Raw genomic sequence first — 20,466 nt, 5'->3', positions numbered from 1 at the left:
CTAATGTTTCTCTATTTTTTCTAATGTTACCAATTGCTTAGCCGGTATATGGTTGTCTTTAGAACATGTAAAATATAACACTTGATAAGCCTCAGGCAGTGCTCTTAAATACTTCATCATTCGTGTACGACGTGTAGCATCGAAATGAGCGAAAGCATCGTCAATAATAATCGGTAAAGAATAATACGGTTTTAAAACTTTAATTAAGCTTAATCTCAATGAAATATACAATAATTCTTTTGTAGATTGACTTAATTCAATAGGCTGATACATTTGGCCATCTTTATGTTTAACCATCACTTGCTCATTTTGATATGTGACTTGTACATATTGACCTGCTGTGAGTTCGCTATAAATTTGTGTCGCTTCATTCACGACTTGAGGTAAGCGTTTGTCTTTAATTTGTTTAATATGTTCATCTACGAGTGCTTCTAAATAACTTAGAGCCGCCCAATCCTCAGCAGATTCATTTAATCGATTGCGCAATAATTGGTAACGATGACGAAGATGTCTTAACGTATCATCTGTTTCCATATGATTAATTTGCGCATTCAAATCACTTACTTCACTTTGTAACGTTAAAAATCTTTCGTTATAATCATCGATTTGAGAAGAAAGCTTTTCATATTCTTCTTCTAATTGAGCTGTCGTTTTCTCACTAAGTTTCGAACTTTCTTCATAACCATAATTTTGGTTTTCTAGATATTGTGTTAAATCATTAAAGCGAGATAAACGTTGATGATACGTTTGATAATTATCATGATGACGATAATAACTTTCCTCATCAATTGCGCCTATAAAGCTAAATAATTTTTGAATGATCGCTTTGTTTTCATTTAAACGATGATTTAAATGTTTCAATTCTTTTTCAAGCAACTGGATTTGCTCGTCATTACGTTGATATTGCGAACGATCATTGTGCGTACGTCCTACCCACTCTCTCACATCGTGGAAAAGCGTCTCATTATCTGAATTCGGTAAAACATCTGCAGTTTGTGCGTGTGCTTGATCATAAAATTGACTCAGTGTTGCTTTATGTTGTTGTTTCGTCACTTCTAACGATTGTAAATGTGCATGTTGTGATTTAATGTTATGAATCGTCATCATCGCATCTACTAATAAATCATCTGATAATTTATCCGAAACATGCATATCTACTTTCGCTTGAGTAATTTTTTGCGATACATGTTGTAAATCCGCTTCTGCTTCTTCTAGTTGCTGTGATAAATGCTGTTGTTTCGTTTTAAGAACGAGTAAATTTTGACGACGTTGTTGGATTTGATCACGTAACTGATATTGATCTGTTAAATCGAAATTCAAATCATATTCTTTCTCTAAGCGTCCGACTTCATTTTCAAGTTGTGCAATGTCTTCTGAAAAACGGCCGGCATAGTCTTCAGTTTTAGTTTTAACTACAAAACAACCTATCACAAATATAAGTGCTAAAATGGCAAAAACAGCAGCGAATACTATCGTTTGTGATACGAAAGAAAAGACGGCTAAACCTACTGAAATAATAGCTAATATTATCATTGCAATACGTAACGTGTTTTGCTGTTTTTCTTTTCGCTTTTGTTCTATGTCAAATGCTTCTTTCATTTTTGTAAAAAGCTGTTTCTTTTCACGTAATTCTAATGCACGTTTATCATATTCTTTTTTCTTCGCAAAATTTTCTTCAGAAACCAATTGGCTTTCCAATTCATTTATTTCTGATTCAGAAGATTGATAATCTACAGTTAAACTATCATAACTTTGTTGAAGTTGTTGTACAGAATGTGAGAGATCTCGTTTTTCTTTCAAAGCTTCACTTAAATGGCTTTTTTGTACTTCAGACGTATCCACATCAGCATGAATTGCTGTCCAACCAATGTTGGACATTAAACCATCTATTTGACGCTCCGTATTCTCAATTTCACGTTCAGTTTGTCTTAAATCTAACGTTTTTTGTTTGATCGTTTCTTCTTTTTTGGCAATCGCTTCAAGCGTTTGTGTTAAGTCCTCTGAAGGTAAGTACAATCCTTCATTTTCCCGAACTAATTGTTGGTATTTCTCATCTCTTAATCCAATATCTCGTTTTAATTGTTCCGTTTGAAATTTCGCATTTTCATAACGGTCAATACCTTGTTCTGGAAACTCTAATGGCTCTACATTTAAATCAGATTCTAAGCCTTTCCATTCTTGTACTTGATCATGTAAAGCAAGCTCTTTTTGTTTGGCTTCAAAAAAGCCAGTAAGTTGGCTTAAATTTGCTTTGACATGATCTAAACGGCGAGATGACTTGTCACGATCATCTGTTAAACGTTGATACGTTTCCAATTTCGCAGATTCTTCACGAATTTGAGCTTCGAGTTGTTTTAATTCTTCCACTTGTCTATTAATTTGTGGATTTTGCCCTGACTTTTTAAACAATGCTTGTTTCTTTTCATTAATTAAGTCACGCATTCCAATAAATTCAGTTGAGCCTAATGCACCTGCTTGCATTAAATAATTCTGAAGTTGTTGTTCATTCATATTTTGATGAATGTCTTGTAAGCCCATGACACTAAAAGAAAAAATATCTTGATATGTTCGCTTATTCATATAGTTAAGATGATGTTGAATCCAACTTTCATCTTTAATGGCACCATTTGGTAAAAAGACTTTTACGTCCCCTTGAGCACGCCCTTTAACACGTTCAACAACGACTTCTGAATTGTCATCCATTATAAGGGTCACACGTCCTCCATAATGGTTCCCCATGCGTGGTTCGAGTCGTGGTTCACTCTCACGTTTTGTAGGAAATCCAAATAAAACAGAATGAATAAATGCTTGAAGTGTGGATTTACCCGCTTCATTCTCACCATAGATTTCAGTGAAGTTAGCATTGAAGTCAACTTTACGTTGGACAAATTGACCATAGCCATAAATTTCAACTGATTTGATTTTCATGGTTTAGTTGCCCCCCTTTAATTCTGCGTCAATAATTTCTTCTGCACGCGCGATAAGTGCTTTACGATCTAAATCCGTAAATTTGTTAAGATAGCGAGAGGTCTTAGGATTCATATATAAATCGCTTAAAGCACGTTCAAACAACGCATCTTGGGATAACATTTCTTGAGAAAATTCTTTCATAATAGATGTTTTCTCAATATCTACATAGTTAACCGTTAACTCATCAATGAGTACAAAATGTTGTTCATTTTCTTCATATTCCGTAATCATTTCATTCAATTGTACTAATGTTTGTGGATCTATACGTTCATCCCCATGGACATCAAGACGCAAACGATAAAATGCTCTACCTTGTGGTCTAACACTATCTTTAAATGCTTGTATCATTTCATAGAGATGATGCTGATCGATTTGATCTGTTTCAATATTTGCTGATTCAAAGCGAATAAACTGCGTAGGTACAAAGCGTGTATGTAGTTCAACATGATCCCCTTCAGCAATTAAACATCCTTTTTCGCCTTGTTCATTAAAATGACGTCCCTGTATGTTGCCAGCATAATGGATTTGAGGTAAATCATTTAACTGTTGGCGTTTATGAATATGACCTAATGCCCAATAATGATACAACTTGGCATTTAAATCCTCTAAACGAAACTCTGTATAGCGCTCAGAAACACCAGATTTACTGTAAGTGCCGTGGAGTAAGCCAATATTAACAATCGAATGACTTTCACTTGTTGGATACTCATCAATTTTATTTTCATAACTTTCATTATGTTGATAACTAAAACCATGCAAATGAACATTTTCTCCATTTTTAGTAATGGTTTGATACGTTTCTACTTGATTAGAAAAAACAGTGACATTTTGAGGCCATTCCGACACTAAACTGTCTGAAAGTGGGTCGTGATTGCCATGAACAATATAAACAAAAATTTGTTCTTTGTTCAGTCTCTCGAATTGTTGCTTTAAAAATACTTCTGACTTTAGTGTACGGTTTTCAGAATCAAATAAATCACCAATAATAATCATGAAATCTACTTCTTCACGTAAAGCTAAATCAACAATCTTTTTAAAACTTTCATATGCACTATTTTCAACATCTTTAAGAATATTAGGACTTAAATATTGCTTGGAGGCAAATGGACTATCTAAATGTAAATCTGCGCAATGCAAAAATTTAACCATGAATGCATTCTCCTTTATAAAAATCTTAATCAAGTATTTTTAAATGTTATGTATTCATTTATTTTATCACATATATGAAGGTTTTTGCGATGACTTTCAAGCGTAAATCATCGCTATCACAATATTGACTCAATACATACTACTTCTTCTTTTTCGTGCTCCATATTCGTGACATAAAAAAACAGAGAGAATACATAAAGCATTCTCCCTGTTTTAACGAAACAATATACCTTTAGTCAGCGTAAATTTCGTCTAAAGGTTTTACGATGATTTGGTTGATTTCTTGGAATACTTGGCTCATTTTTTGTTCTGCAGCCATTAATTCAGAAATATTTTCGTCTTGTTCAATTTGTTGCGCTTGTTCTTGCGCTTTTTGTAAATCTTCTTCAGAGATTTCTTCACCTTGCATTTGTTTTTGTTGGAAACTTAATTGTGTTTCACGGAACTCATCAAATAATTTTTTAGAGTTTTCATTTTCGTTTACTTTAGCATATGCGTTTTGAATTGCTTTGTATTCATCACTTTCACGTAATGCTTGTTCTAATTTGTTTGCGTGATCATATAAATTTACAGCCATTGGAATCTCTCCTTAAGTTGTTTTGTTAGAAGATTGGATTAAACCTACCAATCTCACTCCTTGCTAACAATACCATATTTTGATGTGTTATACAAAAATTGCAATCAAACCTTGGAAAAATCCAATGATTCCTCCCAAAATAAACCCTAAAAGCATAATAAGTTTTAGTTCTTTGTTAGCAATTTCGAAAATTAATCTTTCAATGTAATCAAGATCAAAACGATCAATCTGTTCTTTAACTAAATTGGCAATATTGATTTTCTTTAAAATCAACGATAAACGTTGTGCTAACAGGTCAATAATTGTATTTGTAATTTTAGTTGCACCTTCATTTGAAAGATAGTCTAGCAACTGTGGTACTAGACGATTTAACGGTTGATGCACGTGCTTTTGAATATCAACTTGTCGCACTAACCCCTCTACAAATTGAGGCTTACTTTTAGCAAATTGCTCAGCAGACATAACTTCATTTATAGGTAATGATTTAAAACGTTCATATTCTGCTTCAATTTGTGCTTTTAAAATGCGTTGTGCTTTAGGATGATCTGCTAAGCGCAACAATTCAACTTGAATACGCTCAACAATCGCATCTTTCGTCATAAACATTTGTAATGCTGAAAAGATGCGACTTTTTTCAGTGAAAAAGGATTCAATCATTTCATACATATCTTGATAACCTTTATCTGAGGCGATATAAACTTTAGCTCTTTCTAACAAAAGCGAATCAACGTCACTAACTTTTTTATCCATCGCTTCAATGAGCGCTTGAGGCAGTACCTTTGCTACTTTTTCTGTTTGTACTTCATTATATTTTTGTTCGAGCCGTTCATCTAGAAAGCCGCTTAACCAAGGCGCTCCTCGCTTCGCTAAATCTATGTCAAAAGGTTCAACTAACGTTTGAAGTGTGACATGGTCACCTTTTAACGCATCAATTTGATGTTGAACAGTATGATAAATAGATGTGTGCACTTCATGACTTGCTAATTTTTCTCTAATTAAAGCTTCTGTTAATAAATGTTCTTCAACCACTTGCCCTATTTTCGTAGCAATTTCAGCTCTACGTTTAGGGACTAATCCAGGTGTAAAAGGGACACGTTTACCAAAGATATAATAAGGTTTAAACGGATGGAATAACATCTTTACAGCAATCATATTTGTGACGCCGCCAATCACTGCTCCGATTATCGTCATAAAAATGACTACAAGCAAGATTTTCATTTACATATCTCCTCTATCAATTTCTCATTAAGTACAATAAACAAGAACAGGACCTAAATTCAACTGTTTTGTTTACCTTTATACCGTCTTTAGTCTAGATTGTCACCCTATATAGCTGTATTTTTTTAAGTTCCATTCACTAAATAAGGGGATCGGTACACTACGTTGTCCGTCCCCTTTTAAATATATATGATATTTATGCGCGAATAAGATTCTCTTTCACATTACGTTGGAAATATGTCTCTGCTTCTCTTAATTTTGGTGTCCCGAAAACAGGTTGTTTTTCAGTATCTAATATACGGTACAGTTCACTGACTTTGTTACTTTGAAGGATAAATCCACCTTTTGTATCGATCGTATCCCAATAAATGTCACTAATTGTTGAATAATTAGGGTAAGCAGATTGTCCACGAGAAATCGTTTGAACCATTTCTAACGGATCACACCCAAATGTACTATTTAGTACTTCTGAGTCTCTGAATAATGAACAAATTGACACACATGTTGTCCAATTCGGTAAAACACGTTCTTTTTCAATTTGTACTAATGTTTTCTTTGATAAACCTATTGTTTGCGCCATTGTATCTTGCGTATATCCCGCTTCAATACGAACCATTTTGAACTTCATTTGAATTAAATCAGTAAAACTTTGTCTATCCATTACTATAACTACCTTTCTAGTTTAAAATTATCCGCACACAAGTAATTGCAATTCTACACAATTCTTGAAACACAAATTACATATTAATACAAAACACGACAAATGAAAAGAGCGTTTTTGTAGAAATATTATAATTTATAAATAGCCAAAATTGTCGCAAAAATCAAAAAGATAATTCATGTTGCACTTTATATAAAATCCCTTTATGACTTGTATTCACGCAATAATTATGCCTTTATAATCATTTTTACATAATCAAAAGCGTTGACTTCACATAAATATTATTATTCAATAAAATAGAAGTAACCAAAAAAATTGTAAATATTCTTATTTATTCATGTACATTTTATGAATTTAAAATGAATAGATATACATATTGAGGTGAATTATGTTTCTTATAATTATTTTATCTTTAATATTAGCGTGTCTTATAGTTATTGGTATTTTTCAAAGCACACATTGGCTATTTAACCTAAGCGCAGCAGCCATCACAATCGTTATATTCCTAACAGATTTATGGCTTAATAACTGGCATAACGAATCATTTAAAATCATTTTGCTCTGTTTAGTCATTATTATATTTGAATTTTATCATTTACAAGTTAAAATGCGACGTCAACGTAAATAACGTCACCTGTCTTGTGATTAACGCTTAGACTTTCTCTCTTTATATTTTTGAATGCACCAGTGTACTGTCGTGATTAAACCAATGCTCCAAAATATGACTATCAATAAATTGATTACAATAGCCCCGGGGAAATCATCCGGTAAATATGCTACGAGCAAAGCTGACGGGATTAATAAAATTAAATCGTACCAACCTATTTCCTTGAACACTTTGTCAAAGTCATCATGTTGAGGGCTTGTCATTAAAATCTCTCCTCATCCAAATATAAAAGCTTTTTAACGCTATTGATTGTATCGTTATTAAAAAGTTAGAGGTTAAGCAATGTCACATTGTTTAACCTCTTTTTGTTGTCAAAGTATCATCTTAGTATCTAATGCTTCCTTTGTCTTAGAAACTCATCTTATTACTTTTATTATAAGCAAGATTGCTTACTAATTACAGTGAATTCATTATGAACAATTTATTCAAGTGTTCTATTTAAACTTTGCCTACCACTTCTGAATAGCTAGAACCATTGATATTCTCAACTGCTATATCACTATTTGAATCGTTCAACTGACTGAAGTACTTCATAAAAATGTCGATAAAGCTTTTTTGCCTTATCGACATTTAAAAAATATAGTATATACACTTATTTTATTTATAAAAGTAATTGCTCTACGTATCTGGAAGCGCAGAATTCCTATTCATTGATTGGTTCTAGTTTAGCTTGGAAATGTCTCAATACTTTTGGTTCCCACGTAATACGGTAACCACGCTCTATTTTATTAGCGCGCTTGTTTATATTAATAAGCGCTTGAACAACAACATCAAGATGGGCTTTCGTATATACCATACGTGGGATAGCAAGACGCGTAAATTCAAATTCTGATTCGATTTGTTCTCCTGTGTCAGGATCGTTACCTAGCATATAAGAGCCTATATCACAAGTTCTGATTCCCGCTTCTTTATACAATTCAATCGCTAGCACTTGAGCTGGAAATTCATGATATGGAATATGTGGAAACATCGCTTTAGCATCTATGAAAATGCCATGACCCCCAACAGGACTTTGGTAAGCAATGCCAGCTTCGTCTAGTAGTTTAGCTACATATTCTAATTGTCCGACACGATAAGTTAAGTAATTAATATCTAAAGAAGACTCTATACCTACGCTGAGCGCTTCTAAATCACGACCAGACAATCCACCATAAGAAATAAAACCTTCATAGCTTATCGTTTGAGACTTTATTTGTTCTATTAATTCTGCATTATTTTCAGCGGTTCTAACTCCTAAGAGTCCCCCTATATTCACAATGCCATCTTTCTTCGCAGACATAATAAACATATCTGCATAACTAAACATTTCTTTAACAATTTCAGGAATAGAAAAATCTTTATATTTGGGTTCATCACGTTTGATAAAGTAAGCGTTTTCAGCGTAACGCGCAGCATCTAACACGAATGGGATATTATACTTTTTACATATATTAGACGTTTCTTGGATATTGCTAATAGAAACCGGTTGACCTCCCGCAGAGTTATTCGTGATTGTCATAACGACACATCCTACATTAGAAGCTTGATAATGTTTAATCATATTTTCTAACTCTTCGGTATTCATGTTACCTTTAAACTTTGTATTTTCTTGGATTTTCTTTGTTGAAGGGTGAATACAATCAATGGCGCGTGCATCCGTTAATTCTACATGAGCACGTGTCGTATCAAAGAAAGTATTCGAAATGGCTACTTTTCCTTTTTTTAGCAAAACCGGAAAGAGTACTTTTTCGGCAGCACGCCCTTGGTGCACCGGTTGTATGTAATCATAACCAAAGATTTCTTGCGCTTTATCAATTAAGCGATTATAACTTTTAGATCCAGCATAGGATTCATCGGCTTGCATGATATGTGCCCATTGGAGTTGACTCATTGCGCCTGTGCCAGAATCAGTCAGTAAGTCTATGTAGCAATCTTCGGAATTCAAATTAAATAAATTGTAGTTCGCTTCTTTTATCAGTTTTTCACGTTCTTCTAAAGTTGTTATTTTGATTGGTTCTACTACTTTAATCTTGAATGGTTCCGCAATGTATTTATCCATTTGAATAGCCCCTTTCTGTTAACGTAATAGTATCTAATTTTATTTGAAAATTCAAAAATAAAACGCTTATTTTAAAATATTTAATTTTTAATAATCATCCAAAATCTTTATTTTCAAGATCTCTACCCCTTTATTAATATTTAAGCCATCTCAAATTAATTCTACTCTTTATTAAGACTTATTACCCGTTAATAACTTGAAATAGATTCGGTCTCCTCTCCCTTATCCTAGTCATACAATCAACTCTTTTTTTCACTCTGCATAAATAATCAAATATCACCAATTTCCACTTCCATCAATCAAAATTAAAAACCTTAAAAACCTATATACTATTGCAGCTCAACCACCCATTACTAAAATTTTAATAAGCATTTTCCGCCCTTGAACAATCAATATTCTCTTAAAAATCTATTCGTTATTAATCAAAATTAAAAACCATTCGAAAATCTTTTATCATGTTTTAGACAGTTAGGAATTCTTTTTTCGTCCTAAATGTTTTTATCTCAAACCCTTAGGAATTGCGTCGCATTATTATACTTAAAATGTTATAGTGCCATAGTAATCAAAATTAAAGGAGCATTTATTTTCTTATGAAAAAAGGAATTCTTAAATGTGTAACAGCTCTAATTTTGACTACAGGAGTTGTGTCACATGCAACACCAATAACACATGCTGCTACTCAAGCAGATCACACTGGTAAGGTAAAGATTGCAAAAATTAATGATGCTCAATTCAAAGTAGCAATTAATAAGTATGCAACAGGTAAAGTAGTAGATGGAAAGGCTACTGTTACAGACAAAGCTACCAAAAAGTCAGAACAATTACCTACAACTGTTAAGACTAAAAATGGTGTTACAGCTAATATTGCTTACAAAATACATAATGGATACATCGTTGGTGATGTTATTCTTCCAGAGAATAAACAAATCACAACTTATAGCACTAATTGGAAAAAATGTGTCCTAGGAACAGGTGGAGGCGGAGGTGCCTTATCTGGAGCAACATACGTTGGAATGACTGCAACACCTATAGGAGTAGGAGCTGGTACAGCCATTGGCGCAACTATTGGGGCAGTTGGCGGTGGCTTAACTGGTGCTGCTACTTTCTGTTTCTAGTCTATGAGTTACGTTAAATTTATGTCGATTCTTGCCATTGGAATCGTGCTTATATCAATTGCAGCTCCATTTTTATTTGGAGTAATGGCTATCTTTTTTATAGCTCCACCTATTATGATGTTTTTCCTATATTTATTTAAAGACACCTTAGGTATCAGCACAGTCTTTGATAAAGATAAGGATAATAAAAAATAATTTGTTTTTAGGCAAGTTAACCTTCAAGGTGGCTTGCCTTTTAATATAAAAAGCCGACAAAGAATTAACGGCAGTGAACCCTATATACGACAATGGTATATAGGGTTCACTAGTTTAATTATTATTTAATTTTTGTAAAGTTTAGCGAATGTCTGTCTATTAATCAATTTATTCTGCATGTATATTACCTTTTAATTTTCTACCTTCATGTTCAGATAAAATTACTGCACATGCAGCATCGCCAGTAATGTTAACGGCTGTGCGTGTCATATCTAATAAACGGTCGATACCTAAAATGATACCAATCGCAGCTGGATTTAAACCAACAGCTGTTAATACCATTGCTAACATAATTAAACCGACACCTGGAACCCCTGCAGTACCTACAGAAGCTATTACCGCTATTGCAACAACGGTCACTAATTGAAGTAATGTTAAATCTGCTCCCATTAATTGTGCAATAAAAATCGTTGCTACACCTTGCATAATCGCTGTACCGTCCATATTAATGGTCGCTCCAAGCGGTTGCACGAAGGAAGCAATTTCTGGACGGACGCCCATACGCTTCGTACATTCCATCGAAACTGGTAATGCAGCATTTGAGCTTGATCCACCAAAACCAACTGTAATAGCTGGAATAAAGCCTTTAAAAAATTCAATTGGACTTTTCCTTGCTAATAATTTGATTGCGCCGCCATAAACTACAAAGAAATGAATGAATAACGCGGCTAATACAACGATAAAGTAAAGCCCTAATTGTCTCATCGCACCGAATCCTGCACCTGTAAATGCATGTGCAACTAAACCAAATGTTCCAATGGGTGCGAACACATTCATAATCATTGAGATAATGTACATGAGCACTTCATTAAACTGCTCGAAGAATTTATGTACAATTTTCCCTTTTTCACCTACCATCATAATACCGATACCGATGAAAATCGCAAACGTAATAATTTGCAACATGTTGCCTTCAGTCATTGCTTGAACGGCATTTTTAGGAAAGAAATTAATTAACGTTTGATCAAATGTTTGATTCATTGGCGAATCTTCGCCAGCTTTTTGGCTATCTAATTGTTTTTGATAAGAAGTCACTTCTTCACTTTTTAATAAATCAGAATGGCCAGCACCCGGTTTCACAATTAATGCTAAACACATTGCTAAAGTAATTGCGAGTGCTGTCGTCGTTAAAAAGAAGGCAAGTGTTTTCAGCCCAATACCACCTAATAACTTAGGATCCCCGACCCCAATAACACCTAAAACAATAGATACAAATACGACAGGCACTACTAGCATAAAAATGAGATTTAAGAATATTTGACCAATCACATTTAATATATATTTATCGATAAAAGTGACCCACTGTGAGCCTTCAAAAAAGTTAAATAATGACCCAATAGAAATCCCCAGAATCAAGGCAATGACAATCTTCATTGTTAGTCCTTTAAACTTCATAAATACATCCCCCTTTACTTAATAAACATATTATAATCTGAAAATTAGTAAAAGAGCAATACAAACTTTTTCCAAGGACAACAATAAATCGGACAACTATATTTAAAGTTAAACACATCCGACTCGGATTATTAGACTCTGTTTTAAATACTTAATTTAAAGTGAAAACAACTTATGTCATAAACGATTACTATCACCTTTATTTAAGGAGTAATTAAAGTTAATTAATCTCCACTTAATCATAAATATTCATTTTATAATATATATTATTTATAGGGAATGAAGTTTATCTTTTTGTATTACATTATTCTATGCGCCTTAGCGAAGTTATCTATACTCAAAACAACAATTTTCTCAATAAGAAATCGTAAAATTGTGTCATTAAAGTTAAATATATTATTAAGTAGGTGACGTAGTATGAAAATGAAATTTTTATTAATAGGCTTAATGTTTTTGTGTACTATTTTAAGTTTTACAAGTTCAATACATGCACAAGCAGCTTTTGAAGATGGCAAACTGACGCCTGTAGATACTTCAAAAGATGAAAAAAGTAAGCAGACTGCAAAATATGCTCCAGACAATTCCAATTACTGTTCGGCTATAATGATTACACCTAATGTAGGATTAACCGCAAAACACTGCGTTGGCAATATGAGTAAAGAAGGCTACGTAGGCGCTGTATACCCAGGCCAATCTGGCACAAGCACACCCTTTGGTTATATGAATATCAGTTCTTACATTCCTGATAGTGCTGAAGATATTGCCATTATCAAGGGAAAAGACAGTGATAAAAGTGGAGATTATAAACATTACATTCAAGGGTTCAAAACGAATCTTAAAGCTTTTAGTCTTGAAGAAAGGAAAAAATTAATAGGTAAAAAAGTATACTCTTACGGATACCCTTCTGATTTAACAGGGTCTCCTCAAGTTAAAGCTGAAGGTGTAATAACAAATTACAATCCCGTAACACGTGACATTGATACGACTATGCCCGTATCAAATGGGCAGTCTGGTGCAGGTGTTTTCCTAGAAGATGGTAATCAATTTATCGGTATTTTAACGAGCGGATACAAAAAGAACGATAAAGATTATGCTAGAGTCACTGTAATAGACAACCGATTATTGAATTGGTTTAACCAAAATATTTTAGAAACGGAATAATTTTACATCTTATTCTTAAGTAAACATTGTGGAGGTAAAGAAATGAAACAAAAAATATTTTACATCATGAGCATTATTCTCTTTACATACGCATTTATTATGCCAAATGCAAACGCTACAGAAGATAATCGAAAACTAGTAACTGATGTGTTTAATGAAAAAGGAAGTCTAGCGACTGCAAAATATGAAAGTGGCAAAGGACATCATTGTACAGCAGTCATGTTAACACCAACTGTAGGATTAACTGCAGCACATTGTAATGATCGTCAATTTGAAGAAGGTAATATAGGAACACTTTATCCAGGAGAATCAGGGCTAGCTACCGAAGCTGGTCATATCACCGTAAGTACATTTAATCCGTATAGCACACAAGATATTGCACTAATTAAAGGCACAAATCCAACTACTGCATACGCTCATTATATGCAGAATGTAAACACTAAAGTCGGCACTGTAAACGACAGTTTAAACGGCAAAGAAGTTTACTCAATAGGCTATCCGTATGAAAAAAGTGGTTATAAGCAATACAAAACCGAAGGCACTATCACTAATGTTGCGGGCAATGTCATACATTCAACTCTACAGTCTTCCCCTGGCCAATCGGGCTCTGGCGTATTTTTGAAAGAGACAGATGAACTAGTAGGAATCATCGTTCAAGGCAATCTTGACGGATCTATCATAGTAGGCATAACTCCTGAAATCCGTGATTGGATTAATACTAAAATGACTAGTTAGTTGTTTTCATAAATTTTTTGAGTTCCTATGAAAAATCTTTTTCTACCCAAATAGTACATGATACTTAGTCAAATTGGCCTAGTACATAATATTCATATATTGCTTGACTAGGCCAATTTATTATCCAACTCGATTCTACATAAACTTTAAGACGATCATTTTTAATAAACTCCTGTTTTAAATATGCAAGTCATTTATTAAATATATCAATTCCACTAAACGCATACTCACTCTTACTAACATAAGATCTTCAATTAGTACTCTACTATTCAAAAAGCACTACCGCTTTGTCATTCTAGGTTAGATCGCTACTATCTTATATATAATGATATTGTAGAAATATTTTGGAACGAAAAGGAAACATTAAAAATATATTAATTAGTGTACTCATTTTGTTGTTAAACGGGGTATAGAGAAACATCTTACTTTATTAATATTAAAATTTTTATTCATCAAAATTTACGATATACTTCGCTTTACATTCCATGGACTCTTTTTATGATAAATTCTAAAATAAAAATAGTGGCTGAATTTTTATATGGATTTACTAGCAATTCCATTGTTTTAATTGCATAATGAAAGAATGATACTTTTTGAGGTGTTTTAACGTGCAAATAGAGTATAAACTTTCACAAGCTAAAAAAGGCGCATATTTAAGTATAGCGACCTACACAGCTTTAACAATTTTAAAAATTCTATACGGTTGGATGGCGAACAGTCATGGTCTCACAGCAGATGGTATTAACAATGCAACGGATGTCGTGAGTTCTGTAGCAATTTTAATCGCGTTATACATTTCACAAAAACCCGTTGATAAAAATCATCCGTATGGTCATTATCGTGCTGAATTTATCGCCTCTCTCATCGCCTCGTTTATTATGTTTGCGGCAAGCATTCAAGTAATCACGACTGGCGTACGACACTTTTATGAAGGCTCCTTTAATGAGCCAAGTCAATCGGCAATTATCGTTGGGCTACTTTCTGCCGTTATTATGTTGAGTGTATTCCTTTATAACAGAAATTTATCTATAAAAGTAAATAGTAGCGCATTAAAAGCAGCAAGTTATGATAACTTGTCCGATGCTTTAGTTTCAATTGGTACTGTTATCGGAGTTTTAGGTGTTTATGCGGGGATTCCTATGTTAGATACGATTGCAGCGATTATCATTGGTTTACTTATTATGAAAACTAGTATCGATATTTTCAAAGAAACAGCTATTACGCTTACAGATGGTTATGATGAAGATGAACTTGACCAAATCCATGATATTATTGCTAAAATTGATGGCATTTATGAAATTAGAGATATTAAAGCTCGGAGTCACGGCGTGATGTCATTTATAGATGTAACCATTTCTGTTAATCCGATGCTTAGTGTCGTTGAGAGTCATAAAATCTCTGACTGCATTGAAACAGAATTACAACAACGATTAGGTGAAGTTGAAACTATTGTTCACATTGAACCCCACCATGAATAACATAAAATGCGAACACTAAATGATATAAAAAAGAGATTGCGATAATGCGTAGACATAAATTGTCCACATTCTATCGCAATCTTTTATTATATGCATCAATGATGATACATTATTCTATTATTTATCTTCTTTTTTACGTCTTCTGAATGCTAAAATTGCGCCTACCAAAGCCATCATTAAAGCAATAATGCCTGATGCGGTTTGGGTAGTTCCAGTTTCTGGTAATGCTTTCTCTTGTTTTGTTGCGTCTTTCTTGTCACTCTTACCTTGATTCTCATTAGAAATCGTGTTCTTGTCCTCATCAGTTTCCTGTATTACTTCAACGTTACCTTTCGTATGGTTCGATAGTTCCTGTTTGAATATTTTATCAGTGAATTGATTTACCTTTTGATGTGACTGACTTGTTTCTTTTGAAGTTGATTGGTTATTCACATTCGCTTCTGTCGACGCCTGAGGTGAATTGTTTAATACTTCAACAGTTTTATCTGTTTTTGATGTGCTATTGTTAGTTTCCGAATTATCATTATTCGCAGTTTGTACCTTCGTTTCTTGCACACCTTTATTGCTATTATGTTCTGTTGGGTTTTGTACCTTCGTTTCATTTGATGTGGATTCGTTATTTTCATGATCTACTTCATGAGATACTTCATTTTTTGGAGTGTTTGTATTTTCAACCTTTGTTAAAGGTGTTTTTTCAAATTTATCATCAGTAGTTGGTGATTTAGTTTGTTGTTCATACGTAAACCTTGGTGTATCAAACTTATTTACGTTATTAATCACCTTGTCATCCTCATATGTGCCATCTTCTTGGGTTGGTTGATTAGTATCTTCCTCTTCAACTGTGCCACTATTTGATCCACTCATTCCTTCTGGCGTTGTCTTTTCTTCGTACTCTACTAAGTTATTTTCATCGATCTCTTCAACAGCGCCACTATTTGATCTACTCATTCCTTCTGGCGTTGTTTCTTCTTCGTACTCTACTAAGTTACTTTCATCTACTTCTTCAACTGTGCCACTATTTGATCCGCTCATACCTTCTGGCGTTGTTTCTTCTTCGTACTCTACTAAGTTACTTTCATCTACTTCTTCAACTGTGCCACTATTTGATCCGCTCATACCTTCTGGCGTTGTCTTTTCTTCAAAGTCTACTGGCATGCTGTCTTCATACTCTTCAATTGTGGTTGTTTGGTTAGAACCACTTATGTCTTTCGTCATTGAATCGTATGTTTCTACGTATTCATTTTCTTCAGTTTCTACCATTGTGCCATTGTTTTGTCCGCTCATTCCGCCATTGCCAGTATCTTCAATGAACTCAAAATCATTTGATTCAATTATAGGCTGGTCTACACCATTACCTGTTCCGTTATTTTTATAAAATACCACGCCATTGTCCCATTTTACTGAAGTGTAATAATACGGGTATCTCTCTGGGTAACCTGCTAATTCTGTTCTAAAGTTAAGTTCATCCGCGTCATTCACATATTCGTCTTCATATGTGACGACATACGTTTTCGATAAATGATCCACTGTTAAATAATAACCTGTCTGATGAACCTTTAACTGTTCCGCAAATTCAGAACTCACATCTTTGAATTGTTGCGTATCCGTCGTATCAGCATAAACACTTTGATTTAAAGTGCCTGTACCAATGTATTCAAAGATTTTTACTGAAGGTTGGCTTGTTTGCGCACCACCGTTTGTAACGTTACCGATAAGTGTAGCGTCATTAACTGTTAGATAGGCTGGATTAACGTAAGCAATATGCTTAAAAGTATGATTATCTTTATTTATATATTCGATAGACCCATTAATACTTACACCTCTAAGATTCACACCTTCAAGGTAGTCAATTTTAACGTTTTTCGTTGTTGTTTGACCATTTAATGTACTCGTAATTGTTTGTGGCCCTTCATGTGTAACTGTTTTTGGATCAATAAATAAATTTAAGCTTAAATTACCTGTGACATTCACTTTATTTTCAATGTAATCCGTAAACGTATAACGAATTAAATGCTCGTTGATAAGTTGACCTGTTGCCATAATTAATGAGCCATTTTGAATGTTAGGCAAATAACGTGACGTTGAAATCCCATGTGTATTCACGTTATTTGAAATCTCAAAATCAAAATAATCTCCAGTATTAATGCCATCTGGAAATGCCCAGTTGTATTTTAATGTGACACGTTCTGCATTATGCGGATTGACAATTTCTTTTCCTTCAATAGAGGCATTGACGACTTTAACATTCGAAGTAATATTTGAACCTGTGCTTTTACTTGAAGTTGTGTTTTCTGTTGATTCAGTCACTGTAGTATCCTGCGAAGTAGTATAAGATGGTGTTGTTCCTTTTGTTGTGGCGATAGATGATGTCACATGAGGCGTTGTGTCTGTGGAAGTAGTTGTGTCCGTAGTTGACGCATTATCTGATGTACTTTCAAGGGAGCTTTTATCTGAAGTAGGTGGTGCGTCGGGTGGGGTTGTTGTCGATGATGTTTCATCTCTCTCGGTCGTTTTAGCGTTCTCAGTATGGGCTGTTGATGTGTCTTGTATTGTTTCAGCTGTCGGTATTGTCTGTGTCATTGTTGTTGCTTCAGTTGATGCGGGTGCTCCTTTGACACTTTCATTATTTGATGCAAGGTTCGTCTCAGTTTGGTCATTTGAGCTCCCTGTGCTTTTTTTCTTACTTGTTTCGCTTTGGCCAGGCAATATTTCAGCAGCGCTCACTTTTTCTTCAGTAATTAAACCAAAAAAGACGAAAAGTCCTAATAAGACGGATGATGCGCCCGCTTTATATTTACGTATACCATGCTTTTGTTTTATCTCTTTTTTCAAATTATATTCCTCCAATATTTCCCTTAATGTCCCTATCCATAAGCAACAGTATCAAATGTACCATCTTTAATTCAAAATAGATATCCTTAACTGCACGATTTAAAGTAGAATTAAAGTTACACTTTACACTCATATCCCTTATAATATTGTCATATTACACTACAAAAACAAAATCATCAATGTAATTGCTCAAAAAATTATCAAATATTGATATGTTATTTTCGTTACTTTAAAGGATTCATTTATCTAATATTCAACGATATGAAGATACACGTTATGACTTTCTTTTTAGACATAAAAAAGAAGACATCAACATCGTTTGTGTTGTCTTCTTAACGGTTAAATCAAATGATTTTCCATCGCATATATCGCAGCTTGTGTTCGATCTGAAACTTCAAGTTTATTAAAAATATGACTCACATGTGTTTTTATCGTTTTCTCAGAAACAAATAACTGTGCTGCGATTTCTTTGTTCGTTTTACCTTTAGCCATTTCTTTAAGTACTTCCGTTTCGCGTTTAGAAAGTTTATTTAGATGATGAGGTTTTGTCACAATATTATTCATAACCGCTTCCACTTCTTTATGCACGACACGTTCACCTTGAATAACACGATCAATCGCATTAATTAGTTGTTCTGCTTCTACATCTTTCATTTGATAACCATCTGCCCCTTCTTCTAAAGCAGACATCACATGTTCATCATCTACATAGCTCGTCAGTACCAAAACTTTAATATGCGCATAGTGTTGTTTTAATTCATGGATTAATTCGATGCCATTCATTTCTGGCATTACTAAATCAACAAGAATGAGATGGGGTTCGATATGCTTGTTGTTAAGTGCTTCTAGCACATCGTACCCTCTTCCATAGCTTCCAACTACATCAATATCTTCTTGAGTAGAAAGTAAAAATTCTAATCCTTGTCTTACAATAAAATGATCATCTACAAGTGCAATTCGTTTCATTTACTCACTTCCTTTATACTGTAATGGAACTTCTAAATCAATTTGGACATGAGGTAAAGATAAAATTGAAATATGGGCATTCAATAATGCTGCACGTTGCTTCATATGCGAAAGACCATGATGTCCCCCTTTATCCTCAAATTCATGTGGACTAAAGCCTTGTCCTTTATCATAAATTTGTACTTTTAAGCAATCTTGAACTTGAGTTAGATTAACGTAAACGACAGAAACATTTGCATGTTTTTTACTATTATTCATCGCTTCTTGAATAATACGATACGTATGCATCTCTACTTTTCGATCTAAATCGATTAAGCCGTGGACTTTTATTTCAACATGAATGTGAATTAATTTCGCATATTGCTTAATGGCATGTACGAGTCCTTGCTCTAATCCTACTGGCTTGAGTTGCCATATTAATGCGCGCATTTCATTTACGGCATTTTGACTCGTTTGTTCAATTTGTGAAAATGCCTTTTGAGAGGTCGGTTCATTAGAGATTTGACCTGCCGCATGTGCGGTCAATTTTAAAGAGAATAGCATCTGATTTACAGAGTCATGTAAATCACGCGCGAGACGATTACGCTCATTGATTAAAGCTGCTTCTTTTTCTTGATTTGTTAAATCAATACGTTTAATCGCTGAACCAATTTGAAAAGCTACAGACTCCAATAATTCTAAATCTTCATCTGAATAATGTGTCGTATGCGGCGTAGCTACATTAAGTAAACCGAACTGTTCATTACCTGAACGTAAAGGTACCGTCGCATGATGTGTAATGTCATCTGTTTCTTCAGTAAACTCTTGACTCGCCAAATTAATTCTCGAGCAATTAATAATGTTAGACGCTTTCGTTAATTTTTTATTATGGTATGACTGAACACACCAACACGCCCCTTCTGTCATATACTTACATTCATGATTTGTCAATGCACGTGGCAATTCGTATTCAGCTTCAAGGGTATGTGCGCCATTTTCGTCGATAAAAAAGACCCAGCCTGTCGTAAACTCACTCCCTTTAATTAACGACTCTAACGCCCCATGCAACATCGATTCAAGTTCTGTTTCCTCATTTAAAAATTCCGCAATTTCTTTTAACAATGCAAGACGTGTCGGTTTTTCCATACGTTTCACTCCAACATTTTACTTATCTATTAGTATACACATGAACGCATTATCCGCAAAACGCTTATACTTGATCTTTCACTATAATATGCCTATATCTCTTTCGCAAAATAACCTGCTTATC

At 34.0% G+C, this 20,466-nt stretch carries 17 protein-coding genes; 6 read left to right on the top strand and 11 right to left on the bottom strand.

Annotated features, from left to right (window positions below; all coding sequences use genetic code 11):
* The 5 genes from LN051_RS04335 to xdrA all read right to left on the bottom strand — a co-directional run bounded on the left by LN051_RS04335 (window position 1) and on the right by xdrA (window position 6,575).
* Window positions 1–2,928: an AAA family ATPase gene (locus LN051_RS04335; protein WP_229293339.1), complete on the bottom strand. Its 2,928-nt coding sequence runs from the start codon at window positions 2,926–2,928 to the stop codon at window positions 1–3.
* A 3-nt stretch (window positions 2,929–2,931) separates the two neighbouring features.
* Window positions 2,932–4,119, bottom strand: a complete 1,188-nt coding sequence (locus tag LN051_RS04330) for a metallophosphoesterase family protein (protein WP_229293338.1) — start codon at window positions 4,117–4,119, stop codon at window positions 2,932–2,934.
* A gap of 232 nt (window positions 4,120–4,351) precedes the next feature.
* Window positions 4,352–4,696, bottom strand: coding sequence for a YlbF/YmcA family competence regulator (locus tag LN051_RS04325; protein ID WP_229293337.1), 345 nt, complete (start codon window positions 4,694–4,696; stop codon window positions 4,352–4,354).
* Between the two features lie 87 nt (window positions 4,697–4,783).
* A complete protein-coding gene (locus LN051_RS04320) occupies window positions 4,784–5,914 on the bottom strand; it encodes a DUF445 domain-containing protein (protein ID WP_229293336.1) in 1,131 nt (376 codons plus the stop codon).
* 196 nt (window positions 5,915–6,110) lie between these two features.
* Window positions 6,111–6,575, bottom strand: coding sequence for an XRE family transcriptional regulator XdrA (gene xdrA, locus LN051_RS04315; RefSeq protein ID WP_229293335.1), 465 nt, complete (start codon window positions 6,573–6,575; stop codon window positions 6,111–6,113).
* Window positions 6,576–6,963: 388 nt separating this feature from the next.
* Between xdrA and LN051_RS04310 the strand changes: the two genes are divergently transcribed.
* Window positions 6,964–7,203, top strand: coding sequence for a hypothetical protein (locus tag LN051_RS04310; RefSeq protein WP_229293334.1), 240 nt, complete (start codon window positions 6,964–6,966; stop codon window positions 7,201–7,203).
* A gap of 17 nt (window positions 7,204–7,220) precedes the next feature.
* Here LN051_RS04310 and LN051_RS04305 read toward each other — a convergent pair whose 3' ends face one another.
* Window positions 7,221–7,445, bottom strand: a complete 225-nt coding sequence (locus tag LN051_RS04305; protein ID WP_229293333.1) for a DUF6007 family protein — start codon at window positions 7,443–7,445, stop codon at window positions 7,221–7,223.
* A gap of 440 nt (window positions 7,446–7,885) precedes the next feature.
* Window positions 7,886–9,280, bottom strand: coding sequence for a tryptophanase (locus tag LN051_RS04300; RefSeq protein ID WP_229293332.1), 1,395 nt, complete (start codon window positions 9,278–9,280; stop codon window positions 7,886–7,888).
* Window positions 9,281–9,909: 629 nt separating this feature from the next.
* Here LN051_RS04300 and LN051_RS04295 point away from each other — a divergent pair.
* Together LN051_RS04295 and LN051_RS04290 are read left to right on the top strand one after the other, a co-directional pair.
* Window positions 9,910–10,395 carry a hypothetical protein gene (locus LN051_RS04295; RefSeq protein ID WP_229293331.1) on the top strand — a complete coding sequence of 162 codons (486 nt, stop codon included), beginning with the start codon at window positions 9,910–9,912 and terminating at the stop codon, window positions 10,393–10,395.
* A gap of 3 nt (window positions 10,396–10,398) precedes the next feature.
* Window positions 10,399–10,590 (top strand): hypothetical protein, encoded by a 192-nt coding sequence (locus tag LN051_RS04290; protein ID WP_229293330.1) that lies wholly within the window; start codon window positions 10,399–10,401, stop codon window positions 10,588–10,590.
* Window positions 10,591–10,758: 168 nt separating this feature from the next.
* On the opposite strand, the gene LN051_RS04285 is transcribed toward LN051_RS04290, so the two are convergent.
* Window positions 10,759–12,045, bottom strand: coding sequence for a dicarboxylate/amino acid:cation symporter (locus tag LN051_RS04285; RefSeq protein WP_229293329.1), 1,287 nt, complete (start codon window positions 12,043–12,045; stop codon window positions 10,759–10,761).
* Between the two features lie 417 nt (window positions 12,046–12,462).
* Here LN051_RS04285 and LN051_RS04280 point away from each other — a divergent pair, with 417 nt between their 5' ends.
* From LN051_RS04280 to LN051_RS04270, 3 genes are all read left to right on the top strand, one after another.
* A complete protein-coding gene (locus LN051_RS04280) occupies window positions 12,463–13,206 on the top strand; it encodes a trypsin-like serine peptidase (protein WP_229293328.1) in 744 nt (247 codons plus the stop codon).
* Between the two features lie 42 nt (window positions 13,207–13,248).
* Window positions 13,249–13,941, top strand: a complete 693-nt coding sequence (locus tag LN051_RS04275) for a trypsin-like serine peptidase (RefSeq protein ID WP_229293327.1) — start codon at window positions 13,249–13,251, stop codon at window positions 13,939–13,941.
* Between the two features lie 608 nt (window positions 13,942–14,549).
* Complete coding sequence (locus LN051_RS04270) at window positions 14,550–15,419, top strand: cation diffusion facilitator family transporter (protein ID WP_229293326.1); 870 nt, start codon at window positions 14,550–14,552, stop codon at window positions 15,417–15,419.
* 117 nt (window positions 15,420–15,536) lie between these two features.
* Here the strand turns inward: LN051_RS04270 and LN051_RS04265 are convergent, their stop codons facing one another.
* The 3 genes from LN051_RS04265 to LN051_RS04255 form a co-directional block, all read right to left on the bottom strand.
* Window positions 15,537–18,251, bottom strand: coding sequence for a fibrinogen-binding adhesin SdrG C-terminal domain-containing protein (locus tag LN051_RS04265; RefSeq protein ID WP_229293325.1), 2,715 nt, complete (start codon window positions 18,249–18,251; stop codon window positions 15,537–15,539).
* 339 nt (window positions 18,252–18,590) lie between these two features.
* Entirely contained in the window at window positions 18,591–19,217 is a 627-nt protein-coding gene (locus LN051_RS04260; protein WP_229293324.1) for a response regulator, read from the bottom strand.
* On the bottom strand, window positions 19,218–20,342 hold the full coding sequence (locus LN051_RS04255; protein WP_229293323.1) for a GAF domain-containing sensor histidine kinase: 1,125 nt from the start codon (window positions 20,340–20,342) through the stop codon (window positions 19,218–19,220).
* Window positions 20,343–20,466: the final 124 nt, after the last annotated feature.

The sequence above is a fragment of the Staphylococcus ratti genome, from assembly GCF_020883535.1.
GTDB lineage: Bacteria > Bacillota > Bacilli > Staphylococcales > Staphylococcaceae > Staphylococcus > Staphylococcus ratti.
Note: the sequence above shows the minus strand (reverse complement) of the source record. Positions and strands in the feature narration are given on the sequence as shown.

Excerpts from the sequence above, each read along its gene's own strand:
- LN051_RS04305 (WP_229293333.1), bottom strand. The coding sequence starts at position 7,445 with ATGACAAGCCCTCAACATGATGACTTTGACAAAGTGTTCAAGGAAATA.
- LN051_RS04330 (WP_229293338.1), bottom strand. The coding sequence starts at position 4,119 with ATGGTTAAATTTTTGCATTGCGCAGATTTACATTTAGATAGTCCATTT.
- LN051_RS04275 (WP_229293327.1), top strand. The coding sequence starts at position 13,249 with ATGAAACAAAAAATATTTTACATCATGAGCATTATTCTCTTTACATAC.
- LN051_RS04300 (WP_229293332.1), bottom strand. The coding sequence starts at position 9,280 with ATGGATAAATACATTGCGGAACCATTCAAGATTAAAGTAGTAGAACCA.
- LN051_RS04325 (WP_229293337.1), bottom strand. The coding sequence starts at position 4,696 with ATGGCTGTAAATTTATATGATCACGCAAACAAATTAGAACAAGCATTA.
- LN051_RS04310 (WP_229293334.1), top strand. The coding sequence starts at position 6,964 with ATGTTTCTTATAATTATTTTATCTTTAATATTAGCGTGTCTTATAGTT.
- LN051_RS04335 (WP_229293339.1), bottom strand. The coding sequence starts at position 2,928 with ATGAAAATCAAATCAGTTGAAATTTATGGCTATGGTCAATTTGTCCAA.
- xdrA (WP_229293335.1), bottom strand. The coding sequence starts at position 6,575 with ATGGATAGACAAAGTTTTACTGATTTAATTCAAATGAAGTTCAAAATG.
- LN051_RS04320 (WP_229293336.1), bottom strand. The coding sequence starts at position 5,914 with ATGAAAATCTTGCTTGTAGTCATTTTTATGACGATAATCGGAGCAGTG.
- LN051_RS04290 (WP_229293330.1), top strand. The coding sequence starts at position 10,399 with ATGAGTTACGTTAAATTTATGTCGATTCTTGCCATTGGAATCGTGCTT.
- LN051_RS04280 (WP_229293328.1), top strand. The coding sequence starts at position 12,463 with ATGAAAATGAAATTTTTATTAATAGGCTTAATGTTTTTGTGTACTATT.
- LN051_RS04285 (WP_229293329.1), bottom strand. The coding sequence starts at position 12,045 with ATGAAGTTTAAAGGACTAACAATGAAGATTGTCATTGCCTTGATTCTG.
- LN051_RS04260 (WP_229293324.1), bottom strand. The coding sequence starts at position 19,217 with ATGAAACGAATTGCACTTGTAGATGATCATTTTATTGTAAGACAAGGA.
- LN051_RS04255 (WP_229293323.1), bottom strand. The coding sequence starts at position 20,342 with ATGGAAAAACCGACACGTCTTGCATTGTTAAAAGAAATTGCGGAATTT.